Raw genomic sequence first — 14,882 nt, forward strand, 5'->3', positions numbered from 1 at the left:
GATCCGACACCGTTCTACGTACCCACATCGGCCCGACCCTGGCCGAACGGACGCCCCAGGGTCGCGGCGGTGAGCAGCTTCGGCATCGGTGGCGCCAACGCCCACCTGGTCCTCGAAGCCGCCGAGCCGGTAGTCGCCGGGCCTGTGATCGCTGAGCCGGTGGTTTCCGGGGCGGCCGTACCTGTCATGGTGCTCTCCGGCAGCAGTGTGACCAGCCTGCGGGCCGACGCCGGCCGGATCGCCGACTACCTGACAGCCCGGCCCGAGACCTACCGCCAGGTGCTGCGCCACCTACAGGCCGGCCGGCCGTCGGGGCGCTGGCGGATGGCCGCCGTGTGCGCCGACGCGGACACGGCCGTCGCCTGGCTGCGCACCGCGACCCCGGTCGAGGTCATGCCCACTGGCGAGGGCACGCCGATGGAACTGACGAACGTGGGCGGCCCTGGTCGGGCCGGGGAACTGACGGCGGTGGAACTGGCCGCCGCCTGGCTGGCCGGACGGACGATCCGGTGGCCGTCCGGACCGGCGCAGGCACCCTGGGACTTCCCACCGCCGGCCTTCGAGTTGGCCGACTACGACTTCGCCCGCGCCGCACCAACGTCCGGGTCGGAGCCACCACCAGCAACTGCGCCGGACCAGCGGTGGCCGGCGCGGCTACCCGAATCCGGCTGGTTGCACCAGCCGCACTGGGTACGGTGGCGACACGCCGGCAGGGACGTCGACGTACGCCGACCGGCGACGCTGGTGCTGCTGGCAACCGAGCCGCCGCCCTCGGCCGCACTACGCGCATTCGAAACGGCGTACGCGCGGGTGGTGACCGTGACCGCCGCCGACTGCTTCACCCAACTGACGCGGGACACCTACCGGGTCGACCCGGCCGACCCCGACTCGTTACGTCAACTGCTCGGTGCCCTGACCGACGACGTCCACACTGGCGTCGACTGGATACATGCGCTCCCGTTGTCCGTCGACGGACCAGTCGACGGGGACACGGTGACGCGCGCGTACTGGGCCTGTGTCGACACACCGGCCGCGCTGCTGGCGGCCGTGCCCGGTCTGCCCGGCCGTCCCCGGGTACGGGTCTGGTGGCTGTCACATCAGGCCCAACCGGTCGCCGGCGGCGTACGTCGACCCGAACTGGGCCTGCTGGCCGGAGCCTGTGAGGTGGCACCCCAGGAAGGCGCCGTCGAGAGCCGCTGGGTGGATCTACCGAGCCCCGACCTGGTGGAATGGGCTCCGGCGCTGTCGGCGTTACTGGCCACCACGGATCCGGCCCTGTCGTCGGACCCTGCGCTGTCGCCACCGTCAGACACGGAGCCACCGCGGCGGCTCGCACTGTACGAGGGCTACTGGTGGGAGCAGGCGTTGCTGCCGGTACGCCCACCGGCCACGACCGCACCACACCCGCTACCGACCGGAGCGGCCGTCTACCTCATCCTCGGCGGCACCGGCGGCATCGGGCAGAGCATCGCGGCCTGGCTACTGGAGCAGGGCGACTGCCGGGTGATCCTGCTGGCACGGCGGGGCCGGCTACCGACCGTCCTCGCCCCGTGGGCCGATCGCGTCGAACTCGTCGAGGCCGAACTGACCGGGACCACACCCGACGGGATGGTGGCGCGGCTCGACGCGTACACCCGGCGGATCGACGGGATCGTCCATGCCGCAGGGGTCGCGGCCGGCGGGCTGATCGCCCGACGGGACGCGGCCGCGATGCGGCTGGCCACGACGGGCAGGGTGCAGGGCGCCCTGCTGGCCGAGCGTCTGGTGGCGCACTACCGGCCGGCGTTCGTGGTCTACTGCTCGTCGATGTCGGCGCAGCTCGGTGGCGTCGGTCAACTCGACTATGCCGCCGGCAACGGACTGTTGGACGGATTCGCCCACTACCGCGCGGCGGCGACCGAACCCACGCTACGGATCGTCGTCGACTGGGACATCTGGCGCGAGGTCGGCATCGCCCGGGATGCCCTGCCCGCCGACGCCCGGCACCAGGCACACCTGACGGTGGGCCTGTCCGTGACCGAGGGCCAGCGGCTGTTCGCACATGCCCTGCGGCTGCGTCTGCCCCACCTGATGGTCTCCACCACCGCGCTGGACCAGGCACGGAACTTCTACGCTCCACCGGCCGGAGCGCCGGTCGCGGCGTCCGCCACGGTGCCGGCCCCTGGCGCGCTACCGCAGACGGCCGGCGTGGTGTCTCGGACGGCCGGCGTGGTGTCGCAGACGGCGGCCCACCAACTCACCGGCTGGCTGTGTCACTGGCTGGAGGTGGACCGGCTCGACCCGGCCAGCTCCCTCTACGACCTGGGGGCCGACTCCCTGCTGCTGCTGAGTCTGCTCGACGAGGTGAAGGAGCGCTTCGGCATCAGTCTCGCGCTGTCCCAGCTGAGCCACCAGGTGAGCCTGGCCGAGGTGCTGGGCCTCCTCGGTGAGGCGGGCCGCAGCAACGGCACCACTACGGAAGACGTGCCGCTGGAGGTCTGGCAGGCGGGTGGCGGGCGTTCACTGCTCTGCCTGGTCCACCCGGTCGGCGGCGACATCCAGGCGTACCGGTCACTGGTGTCGGCCCTCGATCCGGGGCTCACCGTGTGCCTCATCGCCGACCCCGTACTGACCCGCTCCGACCTTCCGGTCTGGTCGCTCGACGAAAGGGCCGCACGCTACTGCACCACGCTGCGGGCTCGCTTCCCACAGGGCGAGTGGCACTGGCAGCTCGCCGGTTGGTCCTTCGGCGCCTGGGTGGCCCTGGCGATGGCGGCGGAGGCGGAGTGGGCCGGCCAGCCGGTGGATGAGCTCTACCTGCTCGATCCGCCGCCGCCCGACGCCGGGCCGGCCTTCCAGACGTACGACGACGAGCAGCTCCAGGCACTCTTCGCCCATGAGTTGGGGACCGTGACGGGCTCGGGAGTCGCGGCCAAGGCGTACGTGGACGGGTTGGCGCGCTGCTGTCGAACCAATCTTGCCAGCATGGCGAATTACACTCCGCCGCAGCTCGCCGGCACGCCCAGCCGCTTGTGGTTGGCGGGCCGCCCGACGACCGGCCTACCGATGCTCGGTTCGCCCGAGGCGCAGGCCCGGCAGTGGCAGGCTCACCTACCCGGGCTGGCGGCATGGCATCGCGTCGAGACCACGCACTACGGCATCGTCGCGCCGCCACATGTCCATACGGTGGCCGAGAGCATCAACAAGGCGTTGCTTGGCCGCCGAGCAGAGCGAGGGGACGCATGACCGAGCGCAGCGAGGGAATCAGCCAACCCAGGTCACAGTCATGCGGCCGCCGAGCAGAGCGAGGGGACGCATGACCGAGCGCAGCGAGGGAATCAGCCAATCGTGGTTCTGCGGCACGTCCGATCCGGACGCGTCGGTGCAGCTGTTCTGTTTCCCGTACGCGGGTGGCAATGCCGCTGCCTTCCTGCCCTGGCAGCCGCTGCTGGGCCGGGATGTCGAACTGTGGGTGGCCCAGCTACCGGGCCGGGGCGGCCGGCTGTTCGAGACGCCGCCGCACGATCTGGACGACCTGGTCGCGCAGCTGACCGAGGCGGTTGCCGAACACGTCGATCGACCCTTCGCCCTCTTCGGGCACAGCCTCGGTGCCCTCGTCGCCTTCGAGGTGGCACGCGCCCTACGCCGCGACGGCCTGCCCACACCGGACAGCCTGTGGGTCGCCGGTGCCGAGGGTCCGCAGACCCGGGCGGTCGTGCACCCGTTGCACGACCTGCCCGACGCGGAGCTGGTCGAGGCCCTGCGCGACTACGGCGGCACCCCGACCGAACTACTGGACGACCGGGAAATGATGGAGTTGCTGCTGCCCGGGCTGCGCGCCGACCTTGCCCTGGACGAGTGCTACACCTACCGGCCCGGAGCACCGCTGGATCTGCCCATCCATCTGTTGCTCGGCAACCGGGACCCGCATGTGGAGCCCACGCGCGTGGCGGGTTGGTCGTACGAGAGCAGCCAGCCGGTACGCCGGCACGTCTTCCCCGGCGACCACTTCTTCCTCTTCCCCCACCAGGCCACCATCACCGCGCTGCTGGCGACCGCGTTGGCTGCCGACCCCACGACTACGCGATGAATCCCTACCAGTCCCTGCCCCGACGGTCGTTCTGGCGCTCCGCCGTAGCCGAGCCGGACATGCTGGCCGTCGGTGAGCTGTGGACGCCGAAGTTCACCATCGGTCCGGACGACCCGGTCCTCACCGCCGGCTCCTGCTTCGCCCGTCACATCGGGCCGGCCCTGCTCGAGCACGGGATGAACTGGCGTGAGGTCGAGCTGCCTCCACCGGGGCTGACCGCGGCCGAGCGCCGGGCCCGCCACTACGGCACGTTCTCGTTCCGCACCGGCAACATCTACACCGCCGCCGCCCTGCGACAATGGCTGTCCTGGGCGTTGGACGACGTCGCGGCCCCCGACGAGATCTGGAGCGAGGGCGGGCGGTTCTTCGACCCGTACCGCCCGGCCGTGGATCCGGACGGCCACCCCTCGGCCGAGGCGGCACTGGCCGCGCGCCAGGTCACCCTGGCGGCGATCCGTAACGCGATCGTCGAAGCGGGCTGTCTCATCTTCACCCTCGGTCTGACCGAGGCCTGGCAGGACCGGGACGCCGGCACCGTCTATCCGGTCTGCCCCGGCACCCGTCACGGCACCTTCGACGCCGATCGGCACATCTTCCGCAACTTCACGGTCGCCGAGGTGCACCGTGACCTGTCCGTGGCCGTGGCGCTGGCCCGCACCGTCAACCCGCGCCTAACCGTCCTACTGACGGTGTCACCGGTACCGCTGACCGCAACGGCGACCGGGGAGCATGCACTCACCGCCACCACATACTCGAAGTCGGTGCTACGGGCGGCAGCCGGCCAGCTGGCCCAGGAGTTCGAGTACGTCGACTACTTCCCCTCGTACGAGATCGTCACCGGTTTTCCGTTCAGAGGGGTCTTCTTCGCGCCGAACCTGCGCACCGTGACCTCCGAGGGGGTCGATTTCGTCATGCGCCACTTCTTCGACGCGATCGAGCGGCGAGCGGCCGGAGCAGGTCCACTCCCTCGCACCGGGACCCGGCCGACCCGCCCCACCGAAGCCAGCGACGGGGGTGACCTGCTCTGTGACGACGCCGTCCTCGACTATTACAACGCCGGCTAGGTTCCTGCTGCTGGGTGACTCGCACGCCGGACCGATCGGTCGGGCGGCGAAGGCGGGCGGCGTGCCCTTCGTCGGCGGCCCGATCGGCTCGGGACGCGACTTCAACGCCGGCTTCTTCGACGTACGCGACGACGGCCTGGTGTTTCGGGACGCCAAGGTGGACGGTCTATATCGCGGCTTCCTTGCCGACCTGGCCGTGACCGACGTCGACCAGCTCACGATCCCGCTGGTATCGACCTTCGGCCTCAGCGCCCATTTCTTCGCCACCACCGAGAACTGGCACGTCTATCGCGACGGTGACGGCCGGTTCCTGCCGGGTTTCCTGGCGAGCCGGCTGTTCGACGACATCGTGTGCGCGATGGCCCGCGACGCGTTGGCCTTCTATCGCCACACCGTCGACCTGGGTCTACGGGTCCTAGCCGTGATGCCGCCGCAGCGGGTTCCGGGCATGTCCGACCCGATGGTCTTCATGGCGGCACAGGAGACCATCCGCCGTGCGCTCGTCGTACTCGGCGTGGAGATCGTCGATCTGCGTGCCCGAGTCACCGACGCGACGGGCCAGCAACGTGCCGCGTTCTGTGAACCACACGATCCGATCCACGGCAACCTTGCCTTCGGCCGGCTGATCGTGGCCGACCTGCTGGCTCGGGGACTCTGAAGAAGAATCCATGAGGGGAACGAGATGGAAGACTACGTACTGACCGCCGTCGAGCGGGTGACGACCCGACCGCAACCGAACTACGACACGTTCACGGTCCAGCCGCTGTCCCCGGTCATCGGCGCGGAGATCTCCGGCCTCGACCTCTCCACCAAGCTGTCCGACCAGCAACTGGCCGAGATCAGGCAGGCCTTCCTCACCCACCATGTGCTGGTCTTCCGCGACCAGGTGCTGTCGGCCGAGGACCACAAGAGGTTCGCCGGTCACTTCGGTGAGTTGCGGCTACAGCCACTGGCCGACCTCGACGGTGGTGACCCGGCCATCCTCGAGATCAGCGCCGGCAAGGACTCGCGGTTCGTGGCCGGTGAGGAGTGGCACACCGACGGCAGTGCCGATGCTGAGCCCTCACTGGGCTCGATGCTCTACGTCACCAGGACACCGGAGATCGGCAGCGGTGGCGACACCCTGTGGGCGAACATGCACCTGGCCTACGAGATGCTGTCGCCGTCGATGCGTACGTTCCTCGACGGCCTGACCGCGGTCCACGACGGCCTGATCCCGTGGCAGGGCTACACGCCGCCGCCGGAGTACGTCGTGCCAAAGAGCGAACACCCGGTCGTGGTACGCCACCCGGAGACCGGCCGCAAGCTGCTCTTCGTCAACTCCGGCTTCACCTCGCACATCGTGCAACTGTCGCGACAGGAGAGCCGGGCACTGCTCGACCTGCTCTTCAACCTGATCGCCAACCAGCCCATCCTGAGCTGCCGGGTCCGGTGGACGCCCAACACACTGGTGTTCTGGGACAATCGCTGCACACAGCATCACGCCGTGTGGGACTACTATCCGCATTCACGGTACGGCCAGCGGGTCACCATCAACGGGAGCCGTCCGGTCGCGTGACGGGCTCCAGCCATCAGCTCTGCCCCGGGGCCACGATCTGCTCGGTGTAGGCCCAGTCCTCCTCGAGTGCGGCGTCGCGCTCGTCGGTCAGACCGGTGAGGTCCGCGCCGCTGACGCGTCCGGCGGCGGCGATCCGGTCGCGCAGGATCCGGGCCGTGACCAGGGCGGCCCGGGTGCCCTGGGCGGTCACCGGGTCCAGGTGGTAGCCGGTGTCACCGACCAGGCACCAGCCTGGGCCGGACATCGGCCGGCGCATCATGCGCATCCTGCCGGCACCGCCGATCGAGGTGGTCCGCCGTCCGGCGACGATGGCCGGCCCCAGGCGCGGATCGGCACGCACCATCCGGTCGTACGAGCGCACCGGATGCTGGCCGATCTCGTCGATCAGGCTCTGGTGCAGGTCCAGGGCGATACACCACTGCTTGTCCCCGCACGGTGTCGAGATGAGGACGCTGCGGTCCTGTAGCGAGAAGTACGAGCGGTCGGTCGGTAGTGGCAGGTTCTCGTAGTAGGCGAGAAGGGCGAACCAGGGCGACTCGACGACGCGGTAGGCGGTCGCACCGACCCGCTCCGCGTTGCGGGACAACCGGCCGTCGGCGAGGATCAGCAGGTCACAGGTGACCTCGCTGTCGATGCCACCGTGCTGGATGGTCACCCCACGCACCCGGCCGTCGTCGATTGCGATGTCGCGCGCCTTGGCGGGACGCAGGACGGTGACATTCCCCCGGCTCTGTGCCGCGGTGAGCAGCGCCGGATCCAGTACCTCACGGGACACGCTCATCCGGTACGAGTACTCGTCCTCCCGTGGGTATTCGCGCTCGACGACGTCGTCGCCGACCCGGTAGGTGTCGCCGTAGGTACGGGGGGCGCCGCAGGCCAGGACCGTGTCCAGGAGACCGAGTTCGGACCAGGCAAGGTTGCCGGTGCGGTCCCAGGTTGACTGTTGCGGCCAGAAGGTGGAGGCGCGTGAGGCATCCACGACAAGGACCCTTTCCGCGTACGGAGCGAGCGCCCAGGCGGTCGACGCCCCCGCGATCCGGCCGCCGACCACGACGACCTCCCAGTGTCCGGCGATCATCGCAGAGCCGGTCCGACGTCATGGTGCCCCAGAGGTCTCTGGATGTCGTCGATCAACACGGCTCAGTGTCCCACCGCAGACTGGCACCGGGAAAGAGCAACTCGGCCGGCACCCGGTCGCGGGACTCCCGGGACAGATCGGTATCAGGACCTACGTACCGCTTCGCCGGTTGTCGGTGGAGATGAGCGTGGTGGAGGAGCATGTTTTGATCGTTGCCAAAGCGGCGTTCATCCCGATCAGTGAAATGAACGCGATGCCCCGGGGCAGAGTTGTCCAGATTAAAGCGCAAAAACTGGGTACCGTGGCTTGCATCCCGGTCAGGGCCGTCGTCCCCCAGGCTGTCCCCAGCCGCCACTCCCGTGGTCGACAACCGGCACTGACCAGCTACGACACCCCCGCCGACCCGGTCCGACCCGGGGGATGTCGCCAAATAATGGCGTACGAAAATCGCGTAGCGCGTTCTTGTCATATACCACCCACAATGGACGCAGATCGCGGAGCGTAACCGCGTCGCCGCAATTAAGAACGTCTTCATATTTTTGAAGATCGGCATTACCCTTTGGGGCAGTCCTTGGTGATCCACAAAGGAGGTGCTCTATGAGGAAGATGACCGTCCGCCGCGCGAGCGCGCTGCGCCTGGTGTCCGGTGCCCGCCGGCTCTGGTTCGAGTGGTGCTGGTAAGTCCGGATACGGCGGGCGCTCCCGGGTGCCCGCCCCTTCCAAAACACGGGTGCGACCTTGAACAGTGAACTGGGCAGCTACGACTGCCACCGCGACCACGGGCCGTACGCCGGGGTCTCGGCTTTCCTCAGCCGGATCGCCGCCGAGCATCCCCGCCTCGCCTCCCGGCACATGGTCGAACTGCATGCCATCGCACCCCAACTCGACGGCACGGCACGACCGGCTGCCGAGGAGGAGCCGATCCGGTTCCATCCCGCCCGACGAACCGCCTACCTGGCCTACGGTGCGGCGGAGTTCGTGGCGGCCTGGGCGGATGCACTCCGGCAACCGGTCACGGTTCGGTTCGACCACGTCGGCAACGCCGACGAGACCACCCGTGAGCTGCTGGACGTACTGACCCGCAGGATCGGGTCGACCCCGTTGCGGCTGGACCTGCGCGAGGACGGTCCCCACCGGCCGGTGGCGGCCGACCCCACGCCGGAAGCAGTGCGTACGGCCCTGGGGGACAGCCTGGCCCGGGGCTTCTACCACCATGCGGCCCGACTCGCCCGACGCGGGCGCGCCATGGTGACACCGGAGAACGACCTGCGGAACTGGTGGGCGTTCACGACCGGTCTGGCAACCGCCCTGGTGGCGCTGGACCAGGCCGCCGAGGCGCTCGACCTCTACCACGAGGTGCGCACCGTCACCGACGACCCGAAAATCAACTCGTCGGCCGCATACTCCACCGCCATGCTGTACACCCGACACCTGCCCTCGGCCGGGCAGGACCCGGCGCAGGCTCGACACTTGCTGGAACGGGCACTCCACCTCACCACCGAACTGAGCGACTCACGGCAGCGGGTGGTGTCCACCGTCTTCTACGAGCAGGGCCTGGCGCTGCTGGACAGCAAGGCAGGTGAGCCCGCCCGCGCGCTACGGCTGATCGACGACGGGCTGGACCGACTGATGGCGGTACTCGGCCCCGGTGAGCGCACGCAGGACGTGGCCCGGCTACGCCACAACCGGGCACAGGTCTACCTGGCCATGGGTGATCCAGCGCGGGCGCTGGCCGAGCTCGATACCGTGATCGCACACGACCCCGACAACTGCGAGTACTACGTGGACCGGGCCGCCCTGCACCGGGCAGCCGGCCGGGCCAGAGCCGCGATCCGGGACTACGACACCGCGATCCGCCTGGGACCGCACCTGCCCGAGGCGTACTACAACCGGGCCGTACTCCAGCAGGAGCGAGGTCGCTCCGAGCAGGCGCGCGACGACCTGAACCGGGTGCTCGCCATCGATCCCCGACACCTCGACGCCCGGATCGCCCTGGTCAACCTACACATGGAGCGCGGTGCGCTCGACGTGGCCGAAGCGGAGGCGCGGGCCGGCCTGGCCCTTGCCCCGCAGGAACCGGCACTGCTGTGCACCCTCGGGCTGATCCGCTCCGAGCACGGCGGCCTCACCGAGGCCGACGAACTACTCACGCAGGCGCTGGCCGGGGATCCGGGATTGGTCGAGGCGTGGACGAACCGAGCCGCGGTCCGGTTCGAACGGGGTGACGTGACCGCAGCGGTGGCCGACCTCGACCGGGCGGTGGCGTTGTCGACGGCACCTGAGCCCCGGTACAACCGGGGAACCGCGCTGATGCGACTGGGCCGGTGGGACGAGGCCGCCCGTGACTTCGCCCATGCCCTCGACCAGCCCGACCTGGACCGGTCACTGCGCCGTGACCTGCGCGCCGAGTTGGCCCGGTGCCGCCGCGCCATGGCGTAGTGACGGACACCGACAGGAATGGGCGTTCCAATCCCTCAGCGGCGCGAGCCCTTGGACGCGTCAGAAGGCCCACCGTCTGCGGGAGGATTTTCGTCGAACCGGGTCACGCTCACGGAGCGGGTACGGGTCCGTAGCGCGTAGATCACCCCGGCCATGTCGGCGTTCGCGTACCCCAGGGCGAGTGTCTCGGCATACAGGGCGTGGCAGGCGTCCAGCAGTGGAGAAGCGGTGCCACGGCTACGGGCAGCGGCTGCGATGAGACGGTTGTTCTTGAGAACGTCGACAATTGCGGCCTGCACCTCGAAGTCGTCCCGGACCAGCTTGTCGGCCTTGGTCCGCGACACCAGTGAGGCCATCGGTCCCGCATCGAGGATCTGCTCCAACAGACCGGGATCCACGCCGTGTTCCTCGGCGAAGTGGAAAGCCTCCGCAAGACCGGTGACCATGGTGATCAGAAACAGGTTGACCGCGAACTTCATCACCAGCGCCGAGGGCACCTCGCCACAGGTGACCACCTCGGCGCAGAGGGGCGCGAGCAGCGGACGAACCCGCTCGATCGCGGCATCGCTGCCAGCCAGCATCGCAATGAGCCGGCCAGCCTCGGCGGGTCCCCGCGAACCGGACACCGGGGCCTCGACGTAGCTGCCGCCAGTGGCCATGACCTCGTCAGCCAGATCGCGCGAGTACTGGGCCGCGAAGGTGCCCATCTGCACCAGTATGCGCCCCCGTACCCGGGTGGTGAAGTCCCGCGTTCCCCGGCCCAGTACGGCATCGACTGCCTGCTCGTCAGCGAGCATCAGGAACACCACGTCGGCGCGCTCGAAGACCTCGCCCGGCCCGCCGGTGAGTTGGGCACCTGCGGCCAGCACCGGGTCGCAACGCGATGCCGTCCGGTTCCATACGACCAGCGGCGTTCCCGCCCGTGCCAGGTTGAGGGCCATCGGCTGGCCCATCACCCCGAGGCCGATGAATCCCACCGTGTCCATCGCGCCACTCACCTCCGCCCTGCCGCCGTGCCAGGTCAGCGGTAGAAGCGCAGCTGATGGCGGCTTGCTTCGAGTTAGCCACGACGCCACGGGAGTGTCTTGAAGGCTTGTGCAACCACGTCCGCCACCGTCGGCCCGATCATCACCGCCCCGGCTCCGACGGGAGCGGGTCGCCGGGGTTGGGGCATGATGACTGACTCAGGTCCGAGGTACCGCCCGCAGGACGGAGCACACCATGAGGGTCATCGCCCAGGCCGGCGCATACCACGTCGCCGACGGAGCAACGTACGCCGAACACCTGCGGGTGCCCTGCCTCAGCCTGGGCACGTACTCACTTCCAGCCGGGGCGCACGATCCTCAGCAACCCCACACCGAGGACGAGATCTACATCGTGCTCGACGGTCGGGGCCGGCTCTGGACACCGGACGAGGTCGTCGACGTCGCTCGCGGCAGTGTCGTCTTCGTGCCCGCGGGCGAGGAGCATCGCTTCGTCGACATCGCTCAAGATCTCACGGTGCTGGTGGTCTTCGGTCCGGCGGAGGGCACCGCAACACCCCGTTGATGCTGCTGGCCGGGTGTGCGGCCGGTTCGATAACGTGACCAGGGTGCAGGTCGAGGTGGACAGCAGCGACCCGACTGAAGCCGAACTTCTGCGCCATCAGCTACGGACGGGCGGCGGTCGGGCACCCGTACCCGATGGTCTTCTACCGGCACCGGGTTGTCGGTTCCGGTTCGGTGCCAGCGTTGCCGGCATCGAGCGTCTCGAAGCCGCGCTGCGTGGCGAAGCATTCTCACCGCACCGCCACGACAGATACGCGGTCGGCGTCACCCTGACCGGGGTGCAGACGTTCAGGTACCGCGGCCAGCAACGACACTGCCTACCCGGCGAGTGGCACGTACTCCACCCGGACGAACTCCACGACGGGGCCGCCGGCACCGAGGACGGTTTCGGCTACCGGATCATCTACCTGGATCCGGCCCTGGTCCAGGACGCGCTCGGTGGTGGACCACTGCCGTTCGTCGCAGACCCGGTGATCCGGGCGGCGGCGATGTCCCCGGCGCTGAAGGGCTTCCTGGCACACATCGACGAGCCACCGGACGAGATCGAGGTCGTGGACGTCACCACCGCGATCGCCGACACGCTGCGCAGGCACGCCGGACCCGTCCGGTCCGGCCGGCTCGCTCTCGACATGGACGCGATACGACGGGTACGCGGCATGTTGACCGAACAACCCACCGTCCGGCACCGCGCGGCGGATCTCGAGGTGGTGGCCGGCCTGGATCGCTGGTCCATCGCCCGTCAGTTCCGGGCGGCCTTCGGCACCAGCCCCACGCGGTACCGCACCATGCGGCAACTCGACATGGCACGTCGGTTGATTCGCGCTGGCCACCCGTTGGCCGTGGTCGCCGCGATGGTGGGATTCGCCGATCAAGCCCACCTGACGCGCCTGTTCAAGAGAACGTACGGCCTGCCTCCCGGCGCCTGGGCCGCCTCCGTACGCGCTGCGACGCCCCCGGCCTTCCTCCGCCCCGGCGAGTGACCGCCTGAACAGGGGCGGAACAGGTCACCCAGAGGCGGCTATTCGCTCCGGGTGTCCTCTCCGTCGCCGCGCCGGCCGGCTGCGGCGAAGAAGAGGATGCTGCCGCCTACTCCCACCAGACCGAGGATCAGCATCCACGTACCGTTCTCCCGGACCTCGACCCTCTCGTCGTAGGACTGCGATCCTCCCCGTGAGGACACGCAGGTGTCACCCGGCTCCATCGTCTTGCCGCCGCAGTCGACCTCGTCGCTCCAGGGCTGGCGGAAGAGTCCGCTACAGAGGAATATGACACTGACGATGAGGGCCACCATCGCCACGCCAACCGGCCAGGTCGGCTTGTCACCCTGCTGGCTCATGTTCGTTACTCCGCTCGCATCTGTACGGGTTGGCCTCGAACTTGGGATCCTTCGCGGCGGCCAGCTGCCGGGCGGGTGCGGCCAGGTGACCGGCGTACGCGAACGCGTGGATGAACCGTGCGGCGGCCGGGTTCCGTTGTGTGAACCGCAGGTCACGGTCTGCACCGGTGACGACCGCTGGGTGACCGTCCATCATGGAGGAAGCGTAGCCGGGTATTCGAACGGATTTCCAGAACGACCGACTGGCCGGTACCGGCCACATGCTCACGCACACAGCACGGGAGATCGCCGTACCGGCAGGTCCGACCGGCTGCACGACTCACCGGACAGGAGCTAGCCGTCCCGCCCCCACGGCCGTAGCTTCTCCGGATTGCGGACCACCCAGATCCGGGTGACGCGACCGCCGGCGACATCGAACGAGGCCACGGTCGTGACGGTGCCGGCCTGCTGGGCCACCAGGCCCGGCACACCATTGACCGACCGCTCCAGGAGTTCGATCCCCGGAATCCTGTCGGCGATCGCGACCATGTACTGGGCGATGCGCGCGCCGCCTTCGATCGGGCGTAGGACGCTACCGACCATGCCGCCGCCATCGGCGGTCAGCACGGCGGCCGGGTCGAGGAGGTCGACGAGGGCCGCGATGTCCCTGGTCTCCCATGCCGCTTTGACATTCCGCACCACGTCGGCCTGCCCGGTCGCCGTCACCGGAGCCGACGCGACGCGCACCCGCCGCCGGGCCGAGGCCGCGAGCTGCTTGCAGGCCGCAGGGGTCCGGCCGACGATGTCGGCGACTTCGGCGAAGGGGTACCGGAAGACGTCGTGCAGTACGAACGCCACCCGCTCGGCGGGGGTCATCGCCTCCAGGATGACGAGGAAGGCCATGGTCACCGATTCGTCCAGGACCAGCTGGTCGACGGGATCGTTACCATGGCCGTGGCCCAACGCGGCGTGGTCGGGTAGCGGATCGGGCAACCACGCGCCGACATAGCGTTCACGTCGGGCCCGCGCCGAGCCGAGCACGTCCAGGCAGATGCGGCCGGTCACCGTCGTCAGCCAGGCGCCGGGGGATGCGATCTCGTCCTGCCGGCTTCGTGGTAGCGCATACCAGCGCGCGTAGGCCTCCTGTACGGCGTCCTCGGACTCGGCCAGTGAACCGAGCAACCGGTAGGCGACGTTGATCAGTTGGCGCCGCTCACCGGCTATCGCGTCGGTGCTCGTCCCAGCCGACCCCATGCTCCCGGTCGCCTCCTCGCCTTACCTTTCGCAGGCCCGCATCGTCGGGCTGGTGAAACCTTATCGACCTACTGCCCCTCGGGGCGGAAGAGGGACCGTGGCATGGCAATCCAGGCAACGACACAGCGCCGAATCTCGTTTCTGCAGATCGCGATCACCCTGCAGACCCTGACCATCTTCCTTCAGGCGGTCTCCGCCGGACTGCTGCTGACCTCGTCCTACGGGGAGACGCTGCACAGTGTCGGAGCCCGCGTGATGTACGGAGCGTCGATGCTGTACGTGCTCGCGGCGGTGCTGGCGTGGAAGCCGGGCGGTGGCTCACCCCGGCCCGTCTGGCACGCCGCCGGTTTCCTTGTCCTCGCCTCGGTCCAGGTCGTGCTCGGCATCGCGCACATACCGTCGGTCCATCTCCCCCTGGGTGTCCTGATGTTCGGACTGAGCGTGCTGGCGCTGGCGCGGCGCTGAAGCCCGATACGGGGGTATACCGGGATCGACTGGGCTCACCTGGCGGACTTGTCGTGGCCGGTGCCCGGCCGGGGTGAACCCGACCGGGCACCG

Annotated in this window: 14 protein-coding genes (1 of these 14 running past the window's edge); 9 read left to right on the top strand and 5 right to left on the bottom strand. The window is 69.3% G+C overall.

Going from position 1 to position 14,882, the window contains the following annotated elements:
* From ACFQ4H_RS01525 to ACFQ4H_RS01545, 5 genes are all read left to right on the top strand, one after another.
* Nucleotides 1–3,225 carry the final stretch of an amino acid adenylation domain-containing protein gene (locus ACFQ4H_RS01525; RefSeq protein WP_377566034.1) on the top strand. 6,135 nt of this gene lie to the left of the window's left edge, so only the last 3,225 of its 9,360 coding nucleotides appear in the window; its start codon lies off the left edge, out of view; its stop codon occupies nt 3,223–3,225.
* A gap of 70 nt (nt 3,226–3,295) precedes the next feature.
* Nucleotides 3,296–4,069 carry a thioesterase II family protein gene (locus ACFQ4H_RS01530; RefSeq protein WP_377566036.1) on the top strand — a complete coding sequence of 258 codons (774 nt, stop codon included), beginning with the start codon at nt 3,296–3,298 and terminating at the stop codon, nt 4,067–4,069.
* On the top strand, nt 4,066–5,133 hold the full coding sequence (locus ACFQ4H_RS01535) for a GSCFA domain-containing protein (protein WP_377566039.1): 1,068 nt from the start codon (nt 4,066–4,068) through the stop codon (nt 5,131–5,133). The genes ACFQ4H_RS01530 and ACFQ4H_RS01535 overlap by 4 nt, the downstream gene beginning before the upstream one ends.
* A 61-nt stretch (nt 5,134–5,194) precedes the next feature.
* Nucleotides 5,195–5,791, top strand: a complete 597-nt coding sequence (locus tag ACFQ4H_RS01540; RefSeq protein ID WP_377566041.1) for a hypothetical protein — start codon at nt 5,195–5,197, stop codon at nt 5,789–5,791.
* Between the two features lie 24 nt (nt 5,792–5,815).
* The gene (locus ACFQ4H_RS01545; RefSeq protein WP_377566044.1) at nt 5,816–6,691 is read left to right on the top strand and encodes a TauD/TfdA dioxygenase family protein; all 876 of its coding nucleotides are present in this window, start codon (nt 5,816–5,818) and stop codon (nt 6,689–6,691) included.
* A gap of 13 nt (nt 6,692–6,704) precedes the next feature.
* On the opposite strand, the gene ACFQ4H_RS01550 is transcribed toward ACFQ4H_RS01545, so the two are convergent.
* The gene (locus ACFQ4H_RS01550; RefSeq protein ID WP_377566047.1) at nt 6,705–7,769 is read right to left on the bottom strand and encodes an NAD(P)/FAD-dependent oxidoreductase; all 1,065 of its coding nucleotides are present in this window, start codon (nt 7,767–7,769) and stop codon (nt 6,705–6,707) included.
* Nucleotides 7,770–8,507: 738 nt separating this feature from the next.
* Here ACFQ4H_RS01550 and ACFQ4H_RS01555 point away from each other — a divergent pair.
* Nucleotides 8,508–10,208 carry a tetratricopeptide repeat protein gene (locus ACFQ4H_RS01555; protein ID WP_377566050.1) on the top strand — a complete coding sequence of 567 codons (1,701 nt, stop codon included), beginning with the start codon at nt 8,508–8,510 and terminating at the stop codon, nt 10,206–10,208.
* 35 nt (nt 10,209–10,243) lie between these two features.
* Here the strand turns inward: ACFQ4H_RS01555 and ACFQ4H_RS01560 are convergent, their stop codons facing one another.
* The gene (locus ACFQ4H_RS01560) at nt 10,244–11,194 is read right to left on the bottom strand and encodes an NAD(P)-dependent oxidoreductase (protein ID WP_377566052.1); all 951 of its coding nucleotides are present in this window, start codon (nt 11,192–11,194) and stop codon (nt 10,244–10,246) included.
* A 235-nt stretch (nt 11,195–11,429) separates the two neighbouring features.
* Here ACFQ4H_RS01560 and ACFQ4H_RS01565 point away from each other — a divergent pair, with 235 nt between their 5' ends.
* Nucleotides 11,430–11,756 carry a cupin domain-containing protein gene (locus ACFQ4H_RS01565; RefSeq protein WP_377566053.1) on the top strand — a complete coding sequence of 109 codons (327 nt, stop codon included), beginning with the start codon at nt 11,430–11,432 and terminating at the stop codon, nt 11,754–11,756.
* Nucleotides 11,757–11,790: 34 nt separating this feature from the next.
* On the top strand, nt 11,791–12,735 hold the full coding sequence (locus ACFQ4H_RS01570) for an AraC family transcriptional regulator (RefSeq protein ID WP_377566056.1): 945 nt from the start codon (nt 11,791–11,793) through the stop codon (nt 12,733–12,735).
* 38 nt (nt 12,736–12,773) lie between these two features.
* On the opposite strand, the gene ACFQ4H_RS01575 is transcribed toward ACFQ4H_RS01570, so the two are convergent.
* From ACFQ4H_RS01575 to sigJ, 3 genes are all read right to left on the bottom strand, one after another.
* Nucleotides 12,774–13,091 (bottom strand): hypothetical protein, encoded by a 318-nt coding sequence (locus tag ACFQ4H_RS01575; protein WP_377566059.1) that lies wholly within the window; start codon nt 13,089–13,091, stop codon nt 12,774–12,776.
* The gene (locus ACFQ4H_RS01580) at nt 13,075–13,287 is read right to left on the bottom strand and encodes a hypothetical protein (protein WP_377566063.1); all 213 of its coding nucleotides are present in this window, start codon (nt 13,285–13,287) and stop codon (nt 13,075–13,077) included. Before ACFQ4H_RS01580 ends, ACFQ4H_RS01575 begins: the two co-directional genes overlap by 17 nt.
* Nucleotides 13,288–13,424: 137 nt before the next feature.
* The gene (gene sigJ / locus ACFQ4H_RS01585) at nt 13,425–14,324 is read right to left on the bottom strand and encodes an RNA polymerase sigma factor SigJ (protein WP_377566066.1); all 900 of its coding nucleotides are present in this window, start codon (nt 14,322–14,324) and stop codon (nt 13,425–13,427) included.
* 102 nt (nt 14,325–14,426) lie between these two features.
* Here sigJ and ACFQ4H_RS01590 point away from each other — a divergent pair, with 102 nt between their 5' ends.
* Nucleotides 14,427–14,789 carry a hypothetical protein gene (locus ACFQ4H_RS01590; protein WP_377566069.1) on the top strand — a complete coding sequence of 121 codons (363 nt, stop codon included), beginning with the start codon at nt 14,427–14,429 and terminating at the stop codon, nt 14,787–14,789.
* The last annotated feature ends 93 nt before the right edge of the window (nt 14,790–14,882 follow it).

The sequence above is a fragment of the Micromonospora sonneratiae genome (assembly GCF_042679305.1).
GTDB classification, from domain to species: domain Bacteria; phylum Actinomycetota; class Actinomycetes; order Mycobacteriales; family Micromonosporaceae; genus Micromonospora_H; species Micromonospora_H sonneratiae.